This window comes from Thermus aquaticus (genome assembly GCF_001280255.1).
Classification (GTDB): Bacteria; Deinococcota; Deinococci; order Deinococcales; family Thermaceae; genus Thermus; species Thermus aquaticus.
In genome coordinates this window covers 1642178-1663611 of the sequence record NZ_LHCI01000106.1, presented here as the reverse complement: position 1 = coordinate 1663611, position 21434 = coordinate 1642178, and the positions used below count along the sequence as shown (strand labels likewise).

Annotated in this window: 19 protein-coding genes and 1 pseudogene; 13 read left to right on the top strand and 7 right to left on the bottom strand. The window is 67.5% G+C overall.

Translation table 11 applies throughout. The features are described from left to right. Positions 1–66 precede the first annotated feature (66 nt). From BVI061214_RS09800 to BVI061214_RS09775, 6 genes are read right to left on the bottom strand one after another with little or no spacing between them, the layout of a single operon-like run. Positions 67–810, bottom strand: a complete 744-nt coding sequence (locus BVI061214_RS09800) for an ABC transporter ATP-binding protein (protein WP_053768230.1) — start codon at positions 808–810, stop codon at positions 67–69. After that, positions 803–1567 carry an ABC transporter ATP-binding protein gene (locus tag BVI061214_RS09795; protein WP_053768229.1) on the bottom strand — a complete coding sequence of 255 codons (765 nt, stop codon included), beginning with the start codon at positions 1565–1567 and terminating at the stop codon, positions 803–805. The genes BVI061214_RS09800 and BVI061214_RS09795 overlap by 8 nt, the downstream gene beginning before the upstream one ends. After that, the gene (locus tag BVI061214_RS09790) at positions 1554–3215 is read right to left on the bottom strand and encodes an AMP-binding protein (protein ID WP_053768228.1); all 1662 of its coding nucleotides are present in this window, start codon (positions 3213–3215) and stop codon (positions 1554–1556) included. Before BVI061214_RS09790 ends, BVI061214_RS09795 begins: the two co-directional genes overlap by 14 nt. Beyond that, positions 3212–4282: an ABC transporter permease subunit gene (locus BVI061214_RS09785; RefSeq protein ID WP_053768227.1), complete on the bottom strand. Its 1071-nt coding sequence runs from the start codon at positions 4280–4282 to the stop codon at positions 3212–3214. The genes BVI061214_RS09790 and BVI061214_RS09785 overlap by 4 nt, the downstream gene beginning before the upstream one ends. Next, positions 4279–5142 carry a branched-chain amino acid ABC transporter permease gene (locus BVI061214_RS09780; RefSeq protein ID WP_053768226.1) on the bottom strand — a complete coding sequence of 288 codons (864 nt, stop codon included), beginning with the start codon at positions 5140–5142 and terminating at the stop codon, positions 4279–4281. Before BVI061214_RS09780 ends, BVI061214_RS09785 begins: the two co-directional genes overlap by 4 nt. Next, entirely contained in the window at positions 5143–6342 is a 1200-nt protein-coding gene (locus tag BVI061214_RS09775; protein ID WP_248841754.1) for an ABC transporter substrate-binding protein, read from the bottom strand. It lies immediately after the preceding gene. A 343-nt stretch (positions 6343–6685) separates the two neighbouring features. Here BVI061214_RS09775 and BVI061214_RS13870 point away from each other — a divergent pair. The 6 genes and pseudogenes from BVI061214_RS13870 to BVI061214_RS09750 all read left to right on the top strand — a co-directional run. Continuing rightward, a pseudogene (locus BVI061214_RS13870) lies at positions 6686–6902 on the top strand (IS4-like element ISTth2 family transposase); the annotation flags it as partial. A gap of 195 nt (positions 6903–7097) precedes the next feature. Further along, positions 7098–8339, top strand: coding sequence for a serine hydrolase domain-containing protein (locus tag BVI061214_RS09770; protein WP_003045334.1), 1242 nt, complete (start codon positions 7098–7100; stop codon positions 8337–8339). After that, complete coding sequence (locus BVI061214_RS09765) at positions 8339–9127, top strand: SDR family NAD(P)-dependent oxidoreductase (protein ID WP_003045336.1); 789 nt, start codon at positions 8339–8341, stop codon at positions 9125–9127. The genes BVI061214_RS09770 and BVI061214_RS09765 overlap by 1 nt, the downstream gene beginning before the upstream one ends. A 309-nt stretch (positions 9128–9436) precedes the next feature. Further along, positions 9437–9814 (top strand): PaaI family thioesterase, encoded by a 378-nt coding sequence (locus tag BVI061214_RS09760; protein ID WP_003045339.1) that lies wholly within the window; start codon positions 9437–9439, stop codon positions 9812–9814. 24 nt (positions 9815–9838) lie between these two features. Further along, a complete protein-coding gene (locus tag BVI061214_RS09755) occupies positions 9839–11449 on the top strand; it encodes a long-chain fatty acid--CoA ligase (RefSeq protein WP_162208014.1) in 1611 nt (536 codons plus the stop codon). Beyond that, positions 11449–12210 carry an SDR family oxidoreductase gene (locus BVI061214_RS09750; RefSeq protein WP_053768224.1) on the top strand — a complete coding sequence of 254 codons (762 nt, stop codon included), beginning with the start codon at positions 11449–11451 and terminating at the stop codon, positions 12208–12210. Before BVI061214_RS09755 ends, BVI061214_RS09750 begins: the two co-directional genes overlap by 1 nt. Positions 12211–12229: 19 nt before the next feature. Here the strand turns inward: BVI061214_RS09750 and BVI061214_RS09745 are convergent, their stop codons facing one another. Further along, positions 12230–14809: a tetratricopeptide repeat protein gene (locus BVI061214_RS09745; protein WP_053768223.1), complete on the bottom strand. Its 2580-nt coding sequence runs from the start codon at positions 14807–14809 to the stop codon at positions 12230–12232. 77 nt (positions 14810–14886) lie between these two features. Here BVI061214_RS09745 and BVI061214_RS09740 point away from each other — a divergent pair, with 77 nt between their 5' ends. The 7 genes from BVI061214_RS09740 to BVI061214_RS09710 are packed head-to-tail and all read left to right on the top strand — an operon-like array spanning position 14887 to position 21433. Further along, on the top strand, positions 14887–15894 hold the full coding sequence (locus tag BVI061214_RS09740; RefSeq protein WP_053768222.1) for a 3-oxoacyl-ACP synthase: 1008 nt from the start codon (positions 14887–14889) through the stop codon (positions 15892–15894). Further along, positions 15887–17371, top strand: coding sequence for a class I adenylate-forming enzyme family protein (locus BVI061214_RS09735; protein WP_053768221.1), 1485 nt, complete (start codon positions 15887–15889; stop codon positions 17369–17371). Before BVI061214_RS09740 ends, BVI061214_RS09735 begins: the two co-directional genes overlap by 8 nt. Next, complete coding sequence (locus BVI061214_RS09730) at positions 17358–18131, top strand: alpha/beta fold hydrolase (protein ID WP_053768220.1); 774 nt, start codon at positions 17358–17360, stop codon at positions 18129–18131. Before BVI061214_RS09735 ends, BVI061214_RS09730 begins: the two co-directional genes overlap by 14 nt. Continuing rightward, on the top strand, positions 18124–18855 hold the full coding sequence (locus BVI061214_RS09725) for an alpha/beta fold hydrolase (protein ID WP_053768219.1): 732 nt from the start codon (positions 18124–18126) through the stop codon (positions 18853–18855). Before BVI061214_RS09730 ends, BVI061214_RS09725 begins: the two co-directional genes overlap by 8 nt. Further along, on the top strand, positions 18852–19259 hold the full coding sequence (locus tag BVI061214_RS09720) for a MaoC family dehydratase (protein WP_053768218.1): 408 nt from the start codon (positions 18852–18854) through the stop codon (positions 19257–19259). The genes BVI061214_RS09725 and BVI061214_RS09720 overlap by 4 nt, the downstream gene beginning before the upstream one ends. Further along, positions 19256–20224, top strand: a complete 969-nt coding sequence (locus BVI061214_RS09715; RefSeq protein WP_053768217.1) for an extracellular catalytic domain type 1 short-chain-length polyhydroxyalkanoate depolymerase — start codon at positions 19256–19258, stop codon at positions 20222–20224. Before BVI061214_RS09720 ends, BVI061214_RS09715 begins: the two co-directional genes overlap by 4 nt. A gap of 54 nt (positions 20225–20278) precedes the next feature. Further along, positions 20279–21433, top strand: coding sequence for an ABC transporter substrate-binding protein (locus BVI061214_RS09710; protein WP_428843227.1), 1155 nt, complete (start codon positions 20279–20281; stop codon positions 21431–21433). The last annotated feature ends 1 nt before the right edge of the window (position 21434 follow it).

Below are 21434 nucleotides of genomic sequence, written 5' to 3'. Positions count from 1 at the left end.
CGGGTTGAGCCCCAACAGGACGGTGAACCCTCCACCCCGCTGAGAGAGGGGGCATAGGGCACCCCATCAAAGGCCCAGGTAGGTTTTCTGAAACTGGACATCCCCCAATAGCTCCTGGGCAGGGCCCTGGCGCACCAGCCTGCCGTTGGAGAGGACATAGGCCCGGTCGGCCATGGCCAAGGCCCGGGCTGCCTCCTGCTCCACCAGGAGCACGGTAACGCCCTCCCCACGAATCCGCTGGATCTGCTCAAAGACCAGAGCCCGAACCTTGGGCGCCAGCCCAGTGGAGGGCTCGTCAACGGCCAGAAGCTTGGGCCGGGCCATGAGGGCCCGCCCCAAGGCCAGCATCTGCTGCTCCCCTCCAGAAAGGTCCCCAGCCCGCTGCGCCCGCCTCTCGTACAGCCTGGGAAAGAGCTCGTAGACGAAGGCCAGCTGCTGCCGCACAGCTGCTTTGGGAAGGAGAAGGCCGCCAGCGAGGAGGTTTTCCTCAACGGTGAGCTCCCTAAAAGGCCGCCGCCTCTCGGGGCACAAAACCAGGCCCAACCGGGCAATCTGATGGGGCAAAAGATGGTCCACCCGCTGTCCCTGGAAGCGCACCTCCCCCTCGAGGCGGATCTCCTCAGCCTTGGTGCCCCGGTGGAGGTGGGCTTCAAGGCGCACTAGGCCGGATATGGCCCGGAGAAAGCTGGTCTTCCCCGCCCCGTTGGGACCCACCAAGCAGACGAGTTCCCCTTGGCGCACCTCCAAGTCTAACCCGAAGAGGATCTGTGCCTTGCCGTAGAGCAGGGAGAGGCCCCGGACCTCAAGCATGAGCCCCCTCCCCCAGGTAGGCCTCCACGACCCTGGGGTCCCGGAGCACCTCCTCCGGACTCCCCTCTGCCAAAACCTCCCCAAAGTTCAACACCACCACCCGGTCGGCGATCCGGAAAAGCTCGGAAAGCTTGTGCTCAATGATGACCATGGCGCACCCCTCGCTGTGGAGGCGACCGAACCGCCCCCCTTTGCGGAGTCTGGCCAAGGATTTGGCCAAGAGTTCCGTTTCCACGGGGGTTAGCCCGGCAAAGGGCTCATCCAGGATCAGGAGCTCGGGCTCCGTAGCCAAAGCGCGGGCGATCTCCAGGCGCTTAAGCTCCCCCTGGGAAAGCACGGAGGCGGGCTCCTTGGCCTTGTCGGCAATGCCCACAAACTCCAAGGCATCCAGGGCCCGGGCCTCGGCCCGCTTCACCCAGTCCCCGCGCCGCCCCCCGCGGGGCCCATAGGCGGCCACCAGGACGTTGGCGATGACGGGAAGGCGCTTCAGGGGCCTGGGGTTCTGGAAGGTGGCGGCAAGGCCGAGCCGCACCCTCTCCCACGTGGGCAACCGGGTGATGTCCCGCCCCTGGAAGCGTACCCTCCCCTCATCGGGCAGGTGGATGCCCAAGAGAACCCGGAGGAGGGTGGTCTTCCCCGCTCCGTTGGGGCCAATGAGGCCCACGATCTCCCTCGACTTCACCCGGAAGTCCACCCTGTAGAGAGCCTGGAGTCCCCCGAAGCGCTTAGAGATCCCCTCGGCCTCAAGCAGATCCATCCTGCACCTCCTCACGAAGCTCCCTCCGGGAAACCTTGCCCACGTCCGTCTTAGGGAGCTCCCCCCGGAACTCTATCTCCCGGGGAAGCTTGTAAGGGGCCAGGCGCTCGCTAAGGAAGGCCAGGAGGTCCTCTTCGGTTACCTTCCCTCGGGCCTCGGGCTCTAGGACCACATAGGCCTTGGGGTAAGCCCCCACCCTGGGATCGGGCACGCCCACCACGCCCGCTGCTTTGACCAGGGGGTGGGCCCTTAAGGCCTCTTCGATCTCGCGGGGGAAGACCGGCCGCCCCTTATACTTGATCATGTCCTTAGCCCGGTCGTAGAAGTAGAAATATCCCTCCTCATCCATGCGCACCAAGTCCCCGGTGCGGAAAAAGCGGATTCCTTGGTGCAGGAAAAAGCTCCGTGCGTTCTCGTCCTCCCGACACCAATAGCCCCGGGTCACGTTGGGCCCAAAGAGGGCCAGCTCCCCCACCTCCCCCACGGGCACGGGCTCAAGAGTATCCGGGTCTACCACCAGGGCCTGGATACCGGGCAGGGGGATGCCGAAGGAACCCCGCTTCACCCGCTCCCTGGGGTTGATATGGCTCACGGAGGTGGTCTCCGTCATGCCATAGCCCTCAGCGATCTCCCGGCCCGTCTTCCGGGCAAAGGTCTCAGCCGTGGCCTCGTGCAGGGTGTCCGCTCCGCTCACCACCACCGCAAGCCGCCGCCAGTCCACCCAGTGGGCCTTAGGATGGTCCCTTAGCACCTCGTAAAGCGAGGGCACGCCGAAAAAGTGGGTAGCCCGGTAGCGGACCATGGCCTCGAGGATCCAGTCAGGATCGGGAGTGGAAAAGACGATCAGCCTGGCCCCAGACAGCAACCCCCCGAGGAGGAGAACCACCTGTCCGTAGATGTGGTAGAAGGGCAGAAAGGCCAGGATGACGCTTTGCGACCCAAAGGGGTTTAGGCTTTGGATCATCCGGTGGGCAGCCAGGATGTTGCCATGGGTAATCTCCACGCCCTTGGGTAGGCCTGTGGTGCCCCCGGTGTAGGGAAGGGCGGCCAGGTCCTCTGCAGAGCGGGAAACGGGAGCCCGCAGGGGCTCGCTCCTAAGCAGGTGGGCGAAGGGGTAGGTTCCCGCCCCCTGGGGAACAGGCAACCCCCGCACCAAAAGCTGTTGCCAGACGGGCAAGGCCTCCTTAAGGGAGACCACCACCGTAGCCTCCAGCTCTACGCCTGTCCGGCGCGCCGTTTCAAAGAGGGCGTCTTGGACCACCAGGAACCGCGCCCCAGAATCCCTAAGCTGGTGGGCAAGCTCGTGGGAGGTGTAGAGGGGGCTCACAGGCACCACCACTCCACCTGCCCACAGTATGCCTAGGTAGGCGATGGCGAACTGGGGGCTGTTGGCCAGGTAGAGGCCCACCCGGTCCCCGGGCCTCAGGCCCAGGGCTTGAAGTCCCCCGGCAAAGCGCTGGGCGGCCTCGAGGAGCTCCCCGTAACGGTAGGCCCGCCCGTAGTAGAGGATGGCCACCGAACGCTCCCAGCTCCGGAAGGCCTCCGCTACCCATTCGCCCACGCTCCCCTGACCCGGCTCCACCTGCGAAGGAGTTCCCGGAGGATAGAAGCGGGTCCAGGGGCGTTCCAGATAAAGGGCCTCAGTCACGCTACCACCTCCTTCTCAGGAAGGCGCAACTCCACCCCACAGGCCCGGCAGCGCCTGCGGGTGAAAGCGTTGCGCACCTTGCACCTGGGACACGTCTCCTCCAGGCGGTCCAAAACCCCCCGCACCACCCCTTGGGGCAGGAAGCGCATCACCAGCAGGATCAAGAAAGCGAAGGCCACCATCCGCACCTCCTCAACCACTCGGAGAAACTCCAAAAGGGGGAAGAGGAGGAAGGTGCCCGCCACGGGGCCGTAGATGGTAGCCAGCCCCCCGAAAACCGACCAGACGATGGGCTGAATGGAGTTGAAGACGGAGAGGCTGTCCGGCCCCACCACCCGCAGGAAGTGGGCGTGGAGACCCCCAGCGAGGCCAGCGAAGAAGGCGCTGGCCCCAAAGGCCAAAAGCTTGTAGCGCACGGTGTTCACCCCCACCATGCGCACCGCCACCTCATCCTCGCGGATGGCGTGTAGGAAGAGGCCGATCCGGGATCCGCCAAGCTTCCAGAGAAACAAGGTGGAGAGGAGAAAGGTGAACACCACGATGTAGTACTCCTGCAGGCGGCTCTGCCCCAGCCGGGGCAGGCCGGAAAGGCCCAGCTCACCCCCCGTGATCTTAGGAAAGACGAAAACGAGGCCCAGGGCGATGATGGGAAAGGCCAGGGTAACGAGGGAAAGGTAAGGTCCCCGGACCCTTAAGGACGGGAGGCCAACGAAAACTCCCGCCAGCGCAGCCAGAGAAGCCCCCAAGGGCACAGTAAGCCAGGGGGGAAGACCCAGCTCCCGCCCTAAGATGGCCGAAACGTACCCGGAAAGACCGAAAAAGAAGGCGTGTCCCAGGCTCACCTGGCCCGTGTAGCCGGAAAGCAGGTCCCAGCTAGCGGCATAAAGTGCGAAGATGGCCGTGAGGGTTAGGACGCGGAGCCAGTAGGGATCCTGGGTAAAGAGCGGCAAAACCAACAGAAAAAGGACGAACAGGAGGGCCACGCTCCGCCCGGGCAAGGCCAGAACCTCATGCCTAAGGTAGAGGAAAATCCAGGGTAGGGACCAAACCCGCAAAGGACCGGTCATCGCTCCTCCGCAAAGCCCACGCCGAAAAGGCCCTCTGGCCTAGCCACCAGGACCAAGACCATGATGAAAAGGGCCACCGCAGTCCGCAGAAAGGCCCCCCCTGGAACAAGGTTGACCACCAAAACCTCAGCAAAGGCCAGGACCAAGGCCCCTAAAAGGGCTCCGGGAAGGCTACCCAGCCCCCCCAGGACCACCGCGGCCAGGACCACCAGGAGGGGAGGGTTCCACATGTGGGGCTCGAGGGTGGCCATGGGAGCCACGGCCAAGCCCGCCAGAGCTGCCAGCAAGGCCCCTAGGCCCACGGCCCAGTACCCGGCACGGGACAGGCTTATGCCCACGAGCTCCGCCGCCTCCTGGTCCTGGGCTGCGGCCCGGATCCCAAGGCCGAGCCGCGTTCCCTTCAGGAGGGCCCACGCGGCCAAAAGCACTGCGGCAGCGAAGCCCAGGGCCAGAAGGGCCTGCTGGGCCACCCGCACCCCCAGGACCTCCACGTACCCGGGAAGGAGGGCGGGCACAGAGCGAAAGTGCCCCCCAAAGAGAAGGAGGACCACCTCCTGCAGGAGGAGGGCTAGGGCGATGGTGACGATGAGCACTGTGGCCTCGTGCTCCCTCAGGGGCTCGAGGAGGAGCCCATAGGCGGCCAGGGCCAGGAGGAGAACAACGAGAACCCCGAGGAGAGCTGCCCCAGCAAAGCCCGTCCACCCCAGGAAGAAGAAAAGGGCGTAGGCGGCCACCATGTAGAAGGCCGTGTGGGCCAGGTTCAGGATCCGGGCCACCCCGTAGGTGAGGGCGAACCCCAGAGCCAGCATCCCGTAGATGCCGCTCAGGACTAGGCCGTTGACCAGGATGGCTGCGAACATCTACCGCCTCCAGGCCTCCACCACCCAGGGGGGCAGCTGGTAGGGGCGCACGCCCGCATAGCTGATCACCTTATCCCCCACTCGCCAGTTGCGAGGCCAGAAGGCCTGCATGCGGTTGCCCACCCACTGGACCCCAAGCCCGGTGGTGAAGCCAGGACCCCAGGTGACATCGTGCGTTTTGTCAAAGACAATCCGGCCGGAAGGACCCACTAAATCGGTGGCCTCCAGGGCCTTGACCACCGCCTCCACATCCAGGGTGCCAGCCCGGTTCAGGGCATCCGCAAGGACATAGAGGGCCCCGTAGGCTCCGCTGGCGGTGTAGATGGGGAACTCCTTGAAACGAGCCTGGAAGCTGGTGATGAAGGGGATGGTCTTGGGGGTGATGGCCACGCCCGGAGCCAGGGAACTGAGGGTGGCGACGTAGTTCCCCAGGTTATCCGTGGCCTTGAGCCAGGTCTCCTGCTGGGCTTCCACGTTGATGCCCACAGGGGCAGCGGGGATCCTCAGGCGTCCCCAGTCACGCCCGAAGGGAACCCCTACAGGGCCGGAGAGGACCGTGTAGATCACCTGGGCCCCGGCGCGCTGGATGGCGGTGAGCTCCGAGGTGACATCGGTCGCCACCGCTGAAGGCCGCCAGGTTCCCGCCACTTCGGCCCCATACCCCTGGGGTGGGGGTGCGGCGATAAGCCGGGTGGCCGTCTCCACCAGCGGATCGGCCCAGGCCGCCCGTTCGGCCAGGATGGCCACCTTGGGCCGCGGGATACCCAGCTGCTGCCGCACCGCTTGGACCACCTCGCCTAGGAGTAGGAGAGAGGTGCGGGCCAGGTCGCTGGACCTATTGGGGCTTACGCGGAAAAGGTACTTGAAGCGCTCGTAGTTCCGGTCCACACGGCCGGCGAGGATCCCGTCTAAGCCCGCACCCGTGAAGATGAAGATCCTCTTGTAGTCCGCCGCCACCTCGGTCATGGCCAGGACCGCCTCACTCCGGAAGCCCCCGACAAGGAAGTCCACGCGTTGGGCGGTGATAGCCCGCTCCACGGCGGTAGCCGCATCGGTTACGCTCAGCATCTCGTTGGTGTCCACCCTTAGTAGCTCAATGCGGTAGCGTCTGTCCCCCACCTGGATGCCCCCGGCGCGGTTGATCTCCTCCGCGGCCAGAGTGGCTCCGTACCACGTATGGGCCCCCTGCACGAAGGCCATGGGTCCCACTACGCCAATCCTCAGGGTCTGGGCCCAAGCCAGCGAGGTTAGGACAGCCAAGCCCCCGAGCGTAAGCCACTTGGACATCGATATCCTTAACATCCTTAGCTCCCCCCTTCTAAGCCAAGTGTTCCGCCAAAGACCCTGACCGTCTTCCAGACGGACTCGTTAGGCGAAGTTACCGACTAGTCGGTCGGGACGGTTGAGTAAACGGTTGAGTATAGGTTAACCCCTCAACCCAGAAGTGTCAAGAGGGGGCGCAGCTGAGCCCTCATCACCGTGAGGGCCGGGGCTTGACAAGGGGAAAAGAAGAGGGGGGTTAGTAAGGTGTGCAACCCACAACTACCAGGGGAGGCGGGAACCCTGGTATCTGGCCTTCCTTGGGCTTCCGGGCCGGACGCCTCCCTATGGGCGGCGGTTCATCTGGGGTGGGGGCCCCAAAGAGGAAGGAACTGCTTCCGCCTGGCCCGGATCGCCCTGGCCCAGGGGCCCCCGCCCTGGCGGGAAGCGGTGGTGGTGGAGCTGCCAGGTTGCTTCAGGAGCTGGGAGGGGGCAAGTGATGAGAGGTCAGACAGGCCCCACCTTGACAGGAGATAGCCGGGGGGCTTAATATGGCCTCAATTCTACTGAACGGTCGGTAAGGAGGTGAGGGATGAACCCAGGTCGCCAACACCGAACTCCGCCTGAACTGGTCAAGGTAAGGGCCCCTAGCGTCCGCAGCATCCCTCCAGCAACCTTTTAGGAGGTGATGTAAGGTGAAGGGTAGAACTTGGATCACCATTGGGTTCCTCCTGAGCTTGGCCTTAGCCCAGGTCCAGGAGGGGGTGGACTTAAGCCGGCTCGCCGCCTTCAAGGCCCGCCTCGAGGCTGAGGTAGACCAGGGCAGGCTCCCCGGGGCGGTATTCTTGGTGGCCCGAAACGGCCGGGTGGTCCTCCACGAGGCCGTGGGGTACCTGGATCCCACGACCAAGGCCCCCATGTCCAAAGAGGCCATCTTCCGGGTTTACTCCATGACAAAGCCCCTGACCTCGGTCTTAACCTTGCAGATGGTGGAGGAAGGGAGGCTTTTCCTTACCGACCCCATCGCCCTCTACCTCCCTGAGTTCCGGGACCTCAGGGTAGGGGTAGAGAAGTCCCAAGATGGGAGATCCGTGCTGGAGCTTGTCTCCGCGCCAAGGCCCATCACCATCTACGACCTCCTGCGCCACACCTCTGGAATAACCTACGGGATCTTCTTTGATTCCCTGGTTAAGCAGGAATACCGCAAGGTAGGGGTGGACGCTGTAGACCAGACCCCGGAGGAGTTCCTCAGCAAGCTCGCCCGTCTTCCCCTCCAGTTTTCACCAGGCTCGGTGTGGGAGTACGGTAACTCCACGGACCTCCTGGGCCACCTCCTGGAAAAGATAGCGGGGAAAAGCCTCGCTGAGCTCATGGCAGAGCGCATCTTCAAACCCCTGGGAATGGCCGATAGCGGCTTCCAGGTGCCTAAGGAGAAGTGGGAACGGATCGCCGAGCCCTTCCGTCAGGACCCCTTTACCCGAAGCCCCACCCCTCCAGCCCTCAACATCCGAGAACCCCCCAAGCGTTTCTCGGGGGGTGCGGGAGCCGTGGCCACAGCCTTGGACTACTACCGCTTTCTCCAGGCCCTCCTGAATGGGGGGGAGCTCGCAGGTAAGCGCATCCTCTCCCGCAAAAGCGTGGAGCTCCTCACTCGAGATCACCTTGGACCCCTCTATCTCCCCTCCCTACAGCGGGGAGACCCCTACCTCCCGGGCCCAGGGTACGGTTTCGGCCTAGGTGTGGCCGTACGCCTTTCCGAGGGAGGCAGTCCCCTTCCGGGATCGGCGGGAGACTACTTCTGGGCAGGGCTTTTCGGCACTTACTTCTTCGTGGACCCCAAGGAGCGGCTCGTGGGCATCTACATGATGCAGAATCCCGGAGGGCGCACCTACTACGCCCAGCTCTTTAGGAACGCAGTCTACGCCAGTTTGCGCTGATGGGAAGGCTTTCCGGCAAGACCATCCTTATCACCGGAGCGGCGAGCGGCATCGGCCGGGTAGCCTTAAAGCTGTTTGCAAAGGAAGGAGCGAGGCTCGTGGCCGTAGACCAGGAGGAGGCTACCCTAGCCGAAGCAGTAGCAGAACTAGAGACCGAGGCCTTGGCCGTCCCCGCAGACATAACCGACCCCGAAGGGGTGGAGCAGGCCTTCCAGGAGGGCCTGGAGGAGTTCGGGCAGCTTCACGGGTTGGCCCACTTTGCAGGCGTGGCCCACTCCGCCATTTCCTGGAAACTATCCCTAGAGGACTGGGAGAGGGTTCTCCGGGTCAACCTCACGGGAAGCTTCCTGGTGGCCAGGAAGGCGGGGGAGGTTCTAGGTGAGGGGGGAAGCCTGGTCCTCACGGGCTCGGTGGCAGCCTTAGGGGCCTTCGGGCTCGCTCACTACGCAACCAGCAAAATGGGCATCCTTGGCCTCGCCCGCACTCTGGCCCTGGAACTGGCCCCGAAGGGCATTCGGGTGAACGCCCTCGTCCCAGGTCTCATCGCCACCCCCATGACGGCGAGTCTGCCCGACTGGGCCTGGAGGGCAGAGGTAGAGGCCTCTCCCCTTAGGCGGGCAGGCCGCCCCGAGGAGGTGGCTCGGGCCGCCCTCTTCTTGCTCTCCGAAGAAAGCCGCTTTATCACAGGCCAAGCCCTCTTCGTAGACGGAGGCCGCTCCATCGCAGGCCTTCCTAGCCTACCGCCGGGGTTTGCTAAAGGAGGTGGCAAGGGTGTCCATGGATGTTAGGGACTCTCAGCTGGGCCAGAGGTTTGCCACGCAGTGCGGCACGGGCCCCTATCGCCACCGAGGCCGCTATCAGGGGCCTTGGGGTTTACAGCCCCGCCGGAGCGAGGCCCACCATACTTCTTCCCTTTGCCGGGGCCACCACCCCCCTGGCCTTTTGTCCCTCTTCACACTATGGGGCTTCCGGCAACGCCACCTCCTCCTTGCTCAGACAGGGACCCGGAACCCCCAACCCTGGAAGCCCGCCTCCATCGGGCATGTGATCTGTGGAGATGAGGTGACCTTCGCTTCCACAACGTGGAGGAGGTTTCCTTGAGTCCTTTCGCTGGCTGGTTCGGGGCCAAGGTCCTAAAAAAGGCGGGCGGTGAGGCGGAACTTTGCTTGAAGGTGCGAGAGGAGTTTCTCCAAGGCCAGGGCCTGGTGCACGGGGGCATCTTAGCGGCTCTTCTGGATAGCGCCTTGGGGAGCGCCGCGGAGAGCCTAGCGGGAAAAGTGGTCACCGCAGAGTTAGCGGTGAGCTACCTGAGGCCCGTACGGGGCGGCAGCTTGTTGGCAAGGGGCCGCATCCTCCACCTGGGGAAGCGGCTGGTCTTTGCGGTGGGGGAGATCTACCTGGAAGGTAGCCCTGTGGCCTTCGCCAAGGGAACCTTTTATCGGCTGGAGCCGGACCAAGACCAAGGAGGGCAGTAGACTTAGACCAAGGGGGGTGAAGGCGTGCTTTTAAGCACCATGATGGACGAGGAGCTGAACCTTTGGGACTTCCTGGAGCGGGCGGCGGAGCTTTTTGGGAAGAAGGAGGTGGTTTCCCGCCTCCACACCGGCGAGGTCCACCGCACCACCTACGCCGAGGTCCACCGCCGGGCCAAGCGGCTCATGGGAGGCTTGAGGGCCCTCGGGGTGGGCGTGGGGGACCGGGTGGCCACCCTGGGCTTCAACCACTTCCGCCACCTGGAGGCCTACTTCGCCGTGCCCGGGATGGGGGCCGTCCTCCACACCGCCAACCCCCGCCTCTCCCCCAAGGAGATCGCCTACATCCTCAACCACGCCGAGGACAAGGTCCTCCTCTTTGACCCCCAGCTCCTGCCCCTGGTGGAGGCCCTCCGGCCCGAGCTCAAGACCGTGGCCCACTTTGTGGTGATGGACGAGAAAGCCCCCGAGGGCTACCTGGCCTACGAGGCGGTCCTGGGGGAGGAGGCTGAGCCGGTGCGCCTCCCCGAGGAGGCCGCCTGCGGCATGGCCTACACCACCGGCACCACGGGGCTTCCCAAGGGGGTGGTCTACAGCCACCGGGCCCTGGTCCTCCACAGCCTGGCCGCCAACCTGGAGGACGGCACTGCCCTTTCCGAGAAGGACACCGTGCTTCCTGTGGTCCCCATGTTCCACGTCAACGCCTGGTGCCTCCCCTACGCCGCTACCTTGGTGGGGGCCAAACAGGTCCTCCCCGGCCCTAGGCTGGACCCCGCCTCCCTGGTGGAGCTCTTTGATGGGGAGGGGGTGACCTTTACTGCCGGGGTGCCCACGGTCTGGCTGGCCCTGGCCGACCACCTGGAGAGCACAGGCCACCGCCTCAAGACCCTGAGGCGCCTGGTGGTGGGGGGTTCGGCGGCTCCGCGGAGCCTGGTGGAGCGCTTTGAGCGCCTGGGCATTGAGGTGCGCCAGGGCTACGGTCTCACCGAGACCTCCCCGGTGGTGGTGCAGAACTTCCTCAAAAGCCACCTGGAGGCCCGCCTCTCTCCTGAGGAGAAGACCGCCCTCAAGGCCAAAACCGGCCTCCCCATCCCCCTGGTGCGCCTCAGGGTGGCGGACGAGGGGGGAAGGCCCGTGCCCAAAGACGGGAAGACCATGGGGGAGGTCCAGCTCAAAGGCCCCTGGATCACCCAGGGCTATTACCGGAACGAGGAGGCCAGCCGGGCCGCCCTGACCCCGGACGGCTGGTTCCGCACCGGGGACATCGCCGTCTGGGACGAGGAGGGCTACCTGGAGATCAAGGACCGCCTCAAGGACCTCATCAAGTCCGGCGGGGAGTGGATCTCCAGCGTGGACCTGGAGAACGCCCTCATGGGCCACCCCAAGGTGCGGGAGGCGGCGGTGGTGGCCATTCCCCACCCTAGGTGGCAGGAAAGGCCCTTGGCCGTGGTGGTGCCCCGGGACGAGCCCCCCAGCCCCGAGGAGCTGAACGGGCACCTCCTCGAGGCGGGCTTCGCCAAGTGGCAGCTTCCCGACGCCTACGTCTTCGTGGAGGAGATCCCCAGGACCAGCGCCGGCAAGTTCCTCAAGCGGGCTCTTAGGGAGAAGTACAGGGACTTTTTTGGCGGAGGGGCATGATGTTTCTAGAGCGTTTTCGCTTAGACGGCAAGGCGGCCCTGGTGACCGGGGGCTCCCGGGGGCTGGGCCTCGAGGCCGCCCTGGCCCTCCAGGAAGCGGGGGCCAGGGTGGCCGTTCTGGCCCGGCGGGCCAGCTTCCTGGAGGAGGCGAGGAAGGCTTTAGGGGAGGAGGCCCTTTATCTGGAAGGGGACGTGCGGGACGAGGCCCGGCTGGAGGAGGTGGTGGTGGCCGTGGAGGCGACCCTGGGGCCCCTGACCATCCTGGTCAACGCGGCCGGGATCAGCTGGGGCGCCCCCAGCCTGGAGATGCCGGTGGAGAAGGTGCGGGAGGTGTTGGAGGTCAACCTGGTGGGCGCCTTCCTGGCCAGCCGCGTGGCGGCCAGGCGGATGAAGGAGAGGGGTTACGGCAAGATCATCCACATCGCCTCCGTGGCCGGCCTCAAGGGGGAGTACCCCGAGGTCCTGGACGCCGTGGGCTACTCCGCCTCCAAAGGGGGGCTAATCGCCCTCACCCGGGACCTGGCGGTGAAGTGGGGAAGGTGGGGCATCCGGGTCAACGCCCTGGCCCCGGGTTTCTTCCCCACCCGCATGACGGAGAAGGTCCTGCCCCGGATAGAGTCCCTGCTCCAGGCCACCTTGCCCCTGGGCCGGCCGGGAAGACCGGGGGAGCTGGGCGGAGCGGTCCTCTTCCTGGCAAGCCCCGCCTCGGACTACATCACCGGGGCCGTCCTCCCCGTGGACGGGGGGGCCACGGCCACCTAGATCCTTGCCAGGACCCGGTTTAGCCCAGGCCCAGCTCCCGCAGGGCCTCCTGCCGGAGCCGTTCCGCCTCCTGGGCCAGGGGGCTTCCCTGGAGCCGGGCGAAGGCCTCCTCGTTCAGGGGGTCCAGCCGGAGGAGGGCGAGCCAGCCCCTCAGGTCCTGGCCCTGCCGCAGGAGGCGCCTTTTCTCCGCCAGGTAGGCCAGGCGGCGCTCCTCCAGGGCGGGGTGGTCCAGGTCGGCGAAGGGGAGGTCCAGGGGGGCCTTGGGGTCCAGGAGGTCCAGGTAGAGCTCGGGGACCTCGAGGCGGAGGCCGTAGGGGCGGGCCCGCAGGAAGTAGGGAGGTGCCCCTTTGGGGCGGCCGGGCTCCAGGGCGTTCACCACCTCCCACCAGAGGACCCGGAACTCCCCCGGGGAGGCCTCTAGGGCCTCCAGGAGGTCCTCCTTGTGCCAGTCCCGTGCGGCCAGAAGGGCCAGGAGGAGCCTGGCCTTCTCCCGGCGCAGGCGCACGGGTCTCCCCTCCACCAGGACCTGGAAGCTTCCCAGGGTCCGAATCTCCACCGACACCCCGGGGTGGTAGGCCTCGGGGAGCCGTCCCAGGCGCCAGAGGCCCCGGCGTAGCCGGGGAAGCGGCGGGGTAAAGAGGGTGCGGCCGGCGAGGAAGGGGTAGCGGAGAAGGAGCCCTTCAAAACCGTCGGCGAAGGGGTAAGCCTGGGCCACCGCCCTAAGGAAGGGGTCCAGGAGCTCCAGGGGAGGCAGAGGGAAGGCCTCTCCCCGGCGGAGCCAGGCCAGGGCCACCACCAGGGTCATGAACCCCTCCACCCAGAGGTCCCCCGCCGCCCGGGCCAGGCGGACCATCTCTCCGTAGGCCTCCCGGTCCCCCAGGGCGGCCAATCCTCCCAGAGCCTCCACCCGGAGGCGGGCGGGTCCGCCCTCGGCCAGGGCCAGGGCCGTCTGGTAGGCTCCCCGGGCCTCGGCGGGCCGCCCCAGGGCCAGGAGGGCGTGCCCCTTCCTGGCCTCGGCCAGGCTCACGCCGAAGGGGCTTCCCAGGACCTCGGCCTCAAAACGGCCCCGCTCGGCGAAGCGCAGGCCCTCTTCCGCATCCCCGGCCACGCACTCCAGGAGGGCCCGGAGTAGGGTCCCTTCCCGGTGGTTCTGGGGCGGGCGGTGGAGGCCCGGGTCCTGGGCCTCCTTGAGGAGGGCCAGGGCCTCGTCGGGCCGGCCCAGCCTGAGGAGAACCCTGGGGCCAGAAAGCCCAAGGGCGAGGGCCTCTTCTGGCCGCCCCTCGTTGAGGAGGTTTTCCGCCAGGAGGGGGCTCGCCTCCTCGGGGAAGCGCTTCAGGGCCTCCTCCAGGTAGGGCCTGGCCCGGGCGGGCTCCACCGTGTCCAGGAAGAGGCGCACCAGGCCCAGGTAGGCCCGGCCCTCCCCCGCCTCCAGGGCCCGCTGGTAGGCGGCCTCCGCCTCCCGGTACCGCCCCGCCTGGCGCAGGGCCTCGGCCTCGAGGAGGAATAGCCCCGTCCGCCCCCGCCTCACCCCCTCGGGCAGGTGGGCGAGGAGCCTGAGGACCGTGTAGGTGAGGCCCCGCTCAAGCCAGGCCTGCCCTTCCTTGAGGAGGAGGTCGGCGGCGTGGCCGAAGCGCCCGGCCTCCAGCAGGAACTCCGCCGCCCGGACCCCCTCGCCCTGGTGGAGGGCGGTCTCGGCGGCCTGGGCCAGAAGCTCCCGGGCCTCGGCCTCGGGCAGAAGGGCCTTGAGGGCGCTCCGCACCAGGGGGTGGAAGGCCAGCCTGCCCGGCCTGCGCTCCAGGAGGAGGTCCTCGGCGTAGGGGAGGAGGTCCTGGGCCTCTTCCTCCGGCACCTCCCCCAGGAGGGCGAGCCGGGCCGCCTTTAGGAGGAGCTCCTGGGGAAGGCCGTAGGCCAGATAGGTGAGGAGGCCCTCCCCGCTCTCCAGGGCGAGCTCAGGCCTTAGGCCCCGGCGCATGGCCAAGAGGACGACCCGGAGGCCCAGGGGCCAGCCCCGCACCAGGGAGTGGGCCCGCTCCACCTCAAAGGCGGGGAGCTCCGGGGCCAGGGCCTTGGCCAGGGCCCAGGCCTCTTCGGGGTCAAAGGCCAGCTCCTGCTCGGTTAGGACGGTGAGGAAGGCGAAGGGGGCGGCCTTGCGGGAGAGGAGGAGGAGGCGCAGAGAGGGGAGGCGGCAGAGCCCCTCCAGGGCCTTCAGGACCCCGGGGCTTTCCGCCCTATGGGCCTCGTCCAGGACGAGAAGCTGGGGGCCCAGGGGTTCCAGGGCCTCCAGGAAGGCCTCGAGGGCCCGGGGCCAGGCTCCCCCTTCCAGCAGGCGGGCGGCCTCCGAGAGCCCGGCCCGGTCCCGGTAGGCGTAGAGGAGGTGCCAGAGGAAGACCGCCGGGTCCTTGGCCTCCTCGGCCAGGGCCAGGTAAATCCCGCCCATCTCCGCCGCCAGGCTGGTCTTGCCGTAGCCGGGCCCTGCCGCCAGGACCACCCCCGGGCTTTTGCCAAAGGCGGCCTCCACCAGGCCCAGGGGGCGGAGGCGGGACACCTCCCGGGCGGTGCGGGGCGGGCGGAGCCTCGAGGGGGGCACCGGGTAGGGCACACCTCCATTTTGGCCGAACCCTGGGGGAAACGGGGGTGTAACGGGCGTGTAACGCCCCCCCGCTACCCTAAGGGCAGATGTACGTGCGAAGCCTTGGGGTTTACCTGCCGAGAGGCCGCATGACGGCGGAGGAGATCGCCGCCTCGTCGGGTCTGCCCGTGGAGGTGGTGCGGGAGAAGCTCGGCATCCGGGAAAAGCCCGTGCCCGGTCCCGAGGACCACCCGGCGGAGATGGCGGCCTGGGCCGCCGAGGAGGCCCTGAGGCTGGCGGGCTTCCCCGGTGAGGGGGTGGACTGGGTGCTTTCCATGGTGGAGGAATATAAGGACTACCCCGTCTGGGCCACGGCCCCCTACCTGGCCCTCCGGGTGGGGGCCCACCGGGCCAGGGGGCTGGACCTGAACCAGAAGTGCGCCACCTTCCTGGGGGCCCTGGAGGTGGCCCGGGGCCTCTTCGCCACCCGGAAGGAGGCCCAGGCGGTCCTGGTGGCCGGGGGGTACCGGAACGGGGACCTGGTGGACTACCAAGACCCCCACACCCGCTTTCTCTACGACCTGGCGGCGGGCGGGGCCGCCGCCCTCCTCACCCGGGAGGGGCCCGGGCTCAGGCTCCTGGGCCTGGCCCACCGCATGGACCCCGAGCTGGCCCTCTCCGTCAAGGTCCCCGTGGGGGGAACCAGGCGCCCCCTCACCCAGGAGAACCTGGGGGAGTACTGCCTAAGGGTGGAGGACCCCGAGGCCATGAAGGCCAGGCTGGACGCCACCTCCATCCCCACCTTCCTGGAGGTGGTTCGCGAGGCTTTGGAGGAGGCCGGGTACGGGGAGGCGGACCTGGACTACCTGGCCCTCCTCCACATGAAGCGCTCCGCCCACCAAAAGGTGCTCCAGGGCCTGGGCCTCGCCGAGGGGCAGTCCATCTACCTCGAGGACTACGGCCACCTGGGCCAGCTGGACCCCATCCTCTCCCTGCAGCTGGCCTGGCGGGAAGGGAGGCTTAAGGAGGGGAGCCTGGTGGCCTTGGCGGCGGCGGGGGTGGGGTACTTCTACGGGGCGGCGGTGCTGAAGCTTGAGGGGAGGCTTTATGCTTGAGCCCAACCGCATGGCCTGGCTGGCATCCCAGCACCCGGAGCGAAGGGCCCTCTTCTTCCGGGAGCACTGGTACACCTACGGGGAGCTCTACCAGAGGGCCAGGCGGGCGGCGGGAGCTCTCAGGGCCCTGGGCGTGGGCCCGGGGGACCGGGTGGGCCTTCTCTCCCACAACCACCTGGCCTACCTAGACCTCCTCTTTGCCGGGCCTCTTCTGGGCCACATCCTCACCCCCTTCAACCACCGCTTAAGCCTCCCCGAGCTCCAGGCCCTCCACGCCTACACGGAGCCCAGGGTCCTCTTCTACGGAGAGGGGTTTGGCGAGGTGGCCCTGGCCCTGGACCCCAAGGCCCTCCCCCTCGAGGCCCTGGAGGAGGGAGAAGAGGCTCCGGAAGCCCTTTCCGTGGGCCTGGAAGACCCCGCCCTCCTCCTCTTCACCGGGGGGACCACCGGCCTGCCCAAAGGGGCCCTCATCCCTTACCGCCAGCTTCTGCTGAACGCCCTGGAGACCGCGGCGGCCTGGGGCCTTTCCCGGGAGGACCGCTACATCCTGGCCACCCCCATGTTCCACGCCGCCCTCAACGCCCTGGCCACCCCCCTTCTCTTCCTGGGGGGGCAGGTGGTGCTCATGGAGCGCTTCCGGGCTGAGGAGTACCTGGAGCTTACCCGCTGCTTCCGGCCCACCATCCTCTTCCTGGTGCCCACCATGTTCCAGATGCTCACGGAGGCCGAGGGCTGGGAGGGGTTGGACCTCGGCTTCGTCCGCTTCGCCATCTCCGGCGGGGCCCCCTGCCCGGCCCCGGTGCGGGAGGCCTTCCGCAGGAAGGGGGTGCGCTTCAAGCAGGGCTACGGCCTCACGGAGTGCGGGGTGAACTGCTTCGCCTTTGAGCTGGCGGAGGCCGAGGCCTACCCCGAGAGCGTGGGCCGCCCCATGCCCCACCTGAGGGCGCGCCTGGTGCGGGAGGACGGGAAGGAGGCGGGGATAGGGGAGGCGGGGGAGCTCTGGCTTTCCGGGGGTGTGGTCATGAAGGGCTACTTCCGCCGCCCGGAGGAGAACGAGAAGGTCTTCGCCTGGGACGGGGAGCGGCTTTGGCTCAAGACCGGGGACCTGGCCTACCGGGACGAGGGGGGGCGCTTTTACATCGTGGGCCGCAGGAAGGAGATGTTCATCTCCGGCGGGGAGAACGTCTACCCGGTGGAGGTGGAAAGGGTCCTCTACGACCACCCGGCGGTGAAGGAGGCGGCGGTGGTGGGGGTCCCCGACCCCAGATGGGGGGAGGGGGGGGCGGCCTTCGTGGCCTTAAAGCCCGGGGAGACCCTCGAGGCCGAGGCCCTGAGGGCCTTTCTCCGCCAGCGCCTTGCCGGGTACAAGGTGCCCAAGCACGTGGTCTTCCTGGAGGAGCTTCCCAAGACCGGGCCGGGCAAGGTCAACAAGGAGGCCTTGAAGAGGCTTTGGGAGGAGGCCCATGGTGAGGCTTAGGTACGAGGTGGTGGGCGAGGGGCCCAAGGTGGTCCTCCTCAACGGCATCTTCCAGCGCCTGGAGAGCTGGGACCCGGTCCTTCCCCACCTTAAGGGCTTCGCCCTTCTCCGCTACGATATGCGGGGCCAGGGAGAAAGCGAGGCCCCGGAGGGGCCCTACACCCCGAGGCTCCACGCCGAGGACCTCCTCGGCCTCCTGGACCGCCTGGGGTGGGAGGAGGCCGCCCTGGTGGGGCTTTCCAACGGGGGTATCGTGGCCATGGCCCTGGCCCTTCTCGCCCCGGAAAGGGTCAGGGGCCTGGCCCTCGCCTGCACCACCCCCTACCTGGACCCGGCCCTCCGGGTCAAGGTGGAAAGCTGGCTCCATGCCCTCAGGGCGGGGGGAACTCCCCTCCGCCTCCGGGTGGCCCTGCCCTGGGTCTTCGGGGCCCGGTTCCTCAATACCCACCCCGAGCTCCTCGCGGAGGAGGGCCTTAAGGCCCTGGCCGCCCAGGCCCCGGGAGAGGCGGCCCAGGAGCGGCTCCTTCAGGGCTTCCTCACCCTGGAGGACCTGAGGCCGCATCTGAAGGCCCTCACCCTCCCCGCCCTCGTCCTCTACGGGGAGGAGGACCTCCTCTTCCCCAAGGCCTACGCCCAGGCCCTGGCGGAGAGCCTTGGGGCCAGGCTTGCCGCCCTGCCCACCGGGCACGCTGCCCCCCTCGAGGACCCCCAGGCCTTCGCCCGGGAAGTCCGGACTTTCTTGGAGGAGGTATATGCTTAGCTATCTGGAGGCTGGACAGGGAACACCCGTGGTTCTGGTTCACGGCAACTTCGCCTGCAAGGCGTGGTGGCGAGGCCTTTTGCAGGACCCCCCGGACGGGGCCCGGCTCCTGGCCCCTGACCTCCCCGGCTTCGGGGAGACCCCGGCCCCCGAGGGCTTCGTCCCCTCCATCCCCGCCTACGCCGAGGCCCTCCGGGGCTTTCTCCGGGAGATGGGGGTGGAGGAGGCGGTCCTGGTGGGCCACTCCCTGGGCGGGGCGGTGGTGATGGAGGCGGCCACGGAGAAGACCCGGGGGCTTGTCCTCCTAAACTCCGCCCCGCCCTCGGGCCTTGAGACCCCCGAGGCCTACTACCCCATCCTGGAGTCCTACCGGTATAACCGCGAGGCCCTGGCCCAGGCCCTTGCGGCCATGGCCCCCACCCACCGCCCCCCATGGTTCCCGGAGCTGGTGGACTGCGCCCAGAGGATGCACCCCGCCCACTATCAGGGGAACGCTCGGGCCCTTGCCGCCTGGCGGGCCTCCCGCGCCTACCCTGGCCCGGTGCTGGTCCTCTACGGAACCCTGGACCCCATCGTGACCAGGGCCATGGCCGAGGAGACAAAGGCCTTCTTCCCCAAGGGCAGGCTCATGGTGCTGGAGGGGGTGGGCCACTCCCTGAACCTCGAGGACCCGGCGCGGCTCAAGGCCATCCTGGAGGACTTTTTGAAGGAGGTGGCCCCATGAGGTTTCGGGTAGGGGACCGGGCCAGCTACACCCAGACCATCTCCGAGGCCCACGTGGCCCTCTTCGTGGGGGCGGTGGGGGACACCAACCCCCTCCACGTGGACGAGGCCTACGCCAAAAGGAGCCGCTTCGGCGGGCGCATCGCCCAGGGCATTCTGGTGGCGGGCCTCATCTCCACGGTCATCGGGACCAGGCTCCCCGGGGTGGGGGCCATCTACCTGGGCCAGACCCTGCGCTTCCTGAAACCCGTTCGCCTCGGGGACACCATCACCGCCACCGCCGTCCTCAAGGCGGTGCGGGAGCGGGAGAAGGGAGGGTATGTGCTCACGCTGGACACCTTCTGTGAGAACCAGAGGGGGGAGCGGGTGATCGAAGGCGAGGCGGAGGTCCTATGGGAAGGATGAGCTGGGCTTGGGTGGCAGCGGTTTTGGCGCTTGGGGTCCTTGCGGGGTGCGGGCAGAGCCCCGCTCCTTCTGCCCCGGCCGAGGTGAGGCCTGCGGGCTCGGGCCAGGTGACGGTGGGGACGTACACCCATCCCTGGGGCACCCGCGGCTACCGCCTCTACCGTCCGGCGGCCGGACAGCTTCCCCTTCTGGTCATGCTCCACGGGTGCACCCAGACCGCCGCTGATTTCGCCTTAGGCACCCGGATGGACCGAGTGGCCGACGCCCTGGGCTTTGCCGTCCTCTACCCGGAGCAGTCGTTCCTGGCCAACGCCAGCCGGTGCTGGAACTGGTTTTACTCCCTCAACCAGGGCCGGAGCGGGGAGGCCGCCCTTCTTGCGGACATGGCCCGGGATCTGGCCCGGAGCTTCGGTTTGGACGGGTCGCGGATAGGGGTGGCGGGGCTTTCCGCCGGAGGGGCCATGGCAGTGATCCTGGCTGCGGCCTATCCCGAGCGTTTCGCCTTTTTGGGCGTGGTGGCGGGCTTGGAATACAAGGCGGCGGAGACCCCCTACGGGGCGTTCCTGGCCATGCAACAGGGGGGGCCGGACCCGCAGGCCCAGGGGGCCAAGGTCTGCCAGGCCTGGGGGCGGGCCTACCGCATCCCTCTCGCCGTCTTCCACGGGGACGCGGACACCACCGTGAACCCGGTGAATGGGCAGCAGGTCTACCTGCACTGGCTTTACGCCCACCGCTACTGCGGGATCATTTCGGGATGGACAGAGAGCAGGAGCACCGTCAGCATGGGCGGGCGCAACGTGAGCCTGAGAACGGCTCGGGACGGCCAGTGGACGCTGGCCGAGTTCTACCTGATCCAGGGCATGAACCACCGCTGGCCCGGGGGCGACCCCAGCGGAAGCTACACCGACCCCTCGGGGCCGGACGCGAGCGGGATCATCGCAAGCCGCTGGCTTGCGAGCCGATAAGGAGGTGTAGGGATGAAAGGGATCAAGTGGGCGCTTCTCGTCGGTTTTGTAGGTATGGTCGGTTTGGTGGGTATGGCCTGGGCTCAGACCCAGGTCAAGGTGGGGGTCATCCTGCCCCTCTCGGGGGTCTCCGCCGTTTCGGGCAAGGCGGCCCTGAACGGCATCCAGCTGGCGGCGGACGAGGTGAACGCCGCCGGCAAGGTACGCCTGGAGCTGGTGGTGGTGGACGACGGCACCGACCCCGCCAAGGCGGTGCCCGCCTTCACCAAGCTCATGACCGTGGACCGGGTGGACATCGTCATCGGGGGGCTGGCCAGTAGCGTGGCTTTCGCCCTCTCGGGCCCGGTGAAGCAGTACGGCCCCCTCTTCCTCTGCATCGGGGCCGCCTCCTCCGTGGTGGAGCAGGCCTTTGAGGGCTACCCCCTCTTCTTCCACTACCACCCGTGGGACTACCACAACGTGACCGCCGCCCTCCAGTTCTTCCAGTACCTCAACCAGGCGCACGGCGCCAAGAAGGTGGCCATCCTTTACGAGGACGGGCCCTTCGGCTCGGCGGGGATCGGGGTCTACAGGCAGCAGCTGGAGCGCCTGGGCTACCAGGTCCAGGCGGAGCCCTACAAGGCGGGCAGCGGCCAGTTCACCCCCATCCTCACCCGCTTCCGGGCCTTCGCCCCCGATATCCTTTACTGGATTGGATACGATGTAGACGCCCTGCCCATCGCCACCCAGACCCGGCAGGTGGGGCTCAGGCCCAAGCTCATCTACGGGGCTCCGCCCTCCTGGCCCATCGGCTTTGAGAAAAACCCCCTCTCCCAGGACGTGGCGGGGATGACCGCTTGGCTCCCCACGGTGCCCAACGCCGAGTCCCGCCGCTTCGTCCAGGCCTACCGCAACAAGTACGGGGAGGTGACGGAGGAGTACATGGCCCCCATGGGCTACACCATTGTGAAGAGCCTGGCCCTGGCCGCCGAGCGGGCGGGGAGCGCCGACAAGAACCGGATCGCCGAGGCCTTGAGCGCCCTCAAGATGAACACGCCCTTTGGCCCCCTGAGCTTCAAGCCCTCGGACACCGGCAAGACCCGGTACCAGGGCTTCGGGCCGGAGATCTGGTTCCAGTTCCAGTACATCCAGGGAACCCGCCGTCCGGTCTTCCCCAAGGACAAGGCCAGTGTGCCCCTCCGTTACCCTGGGGAGTACTACCTGCGCTAGC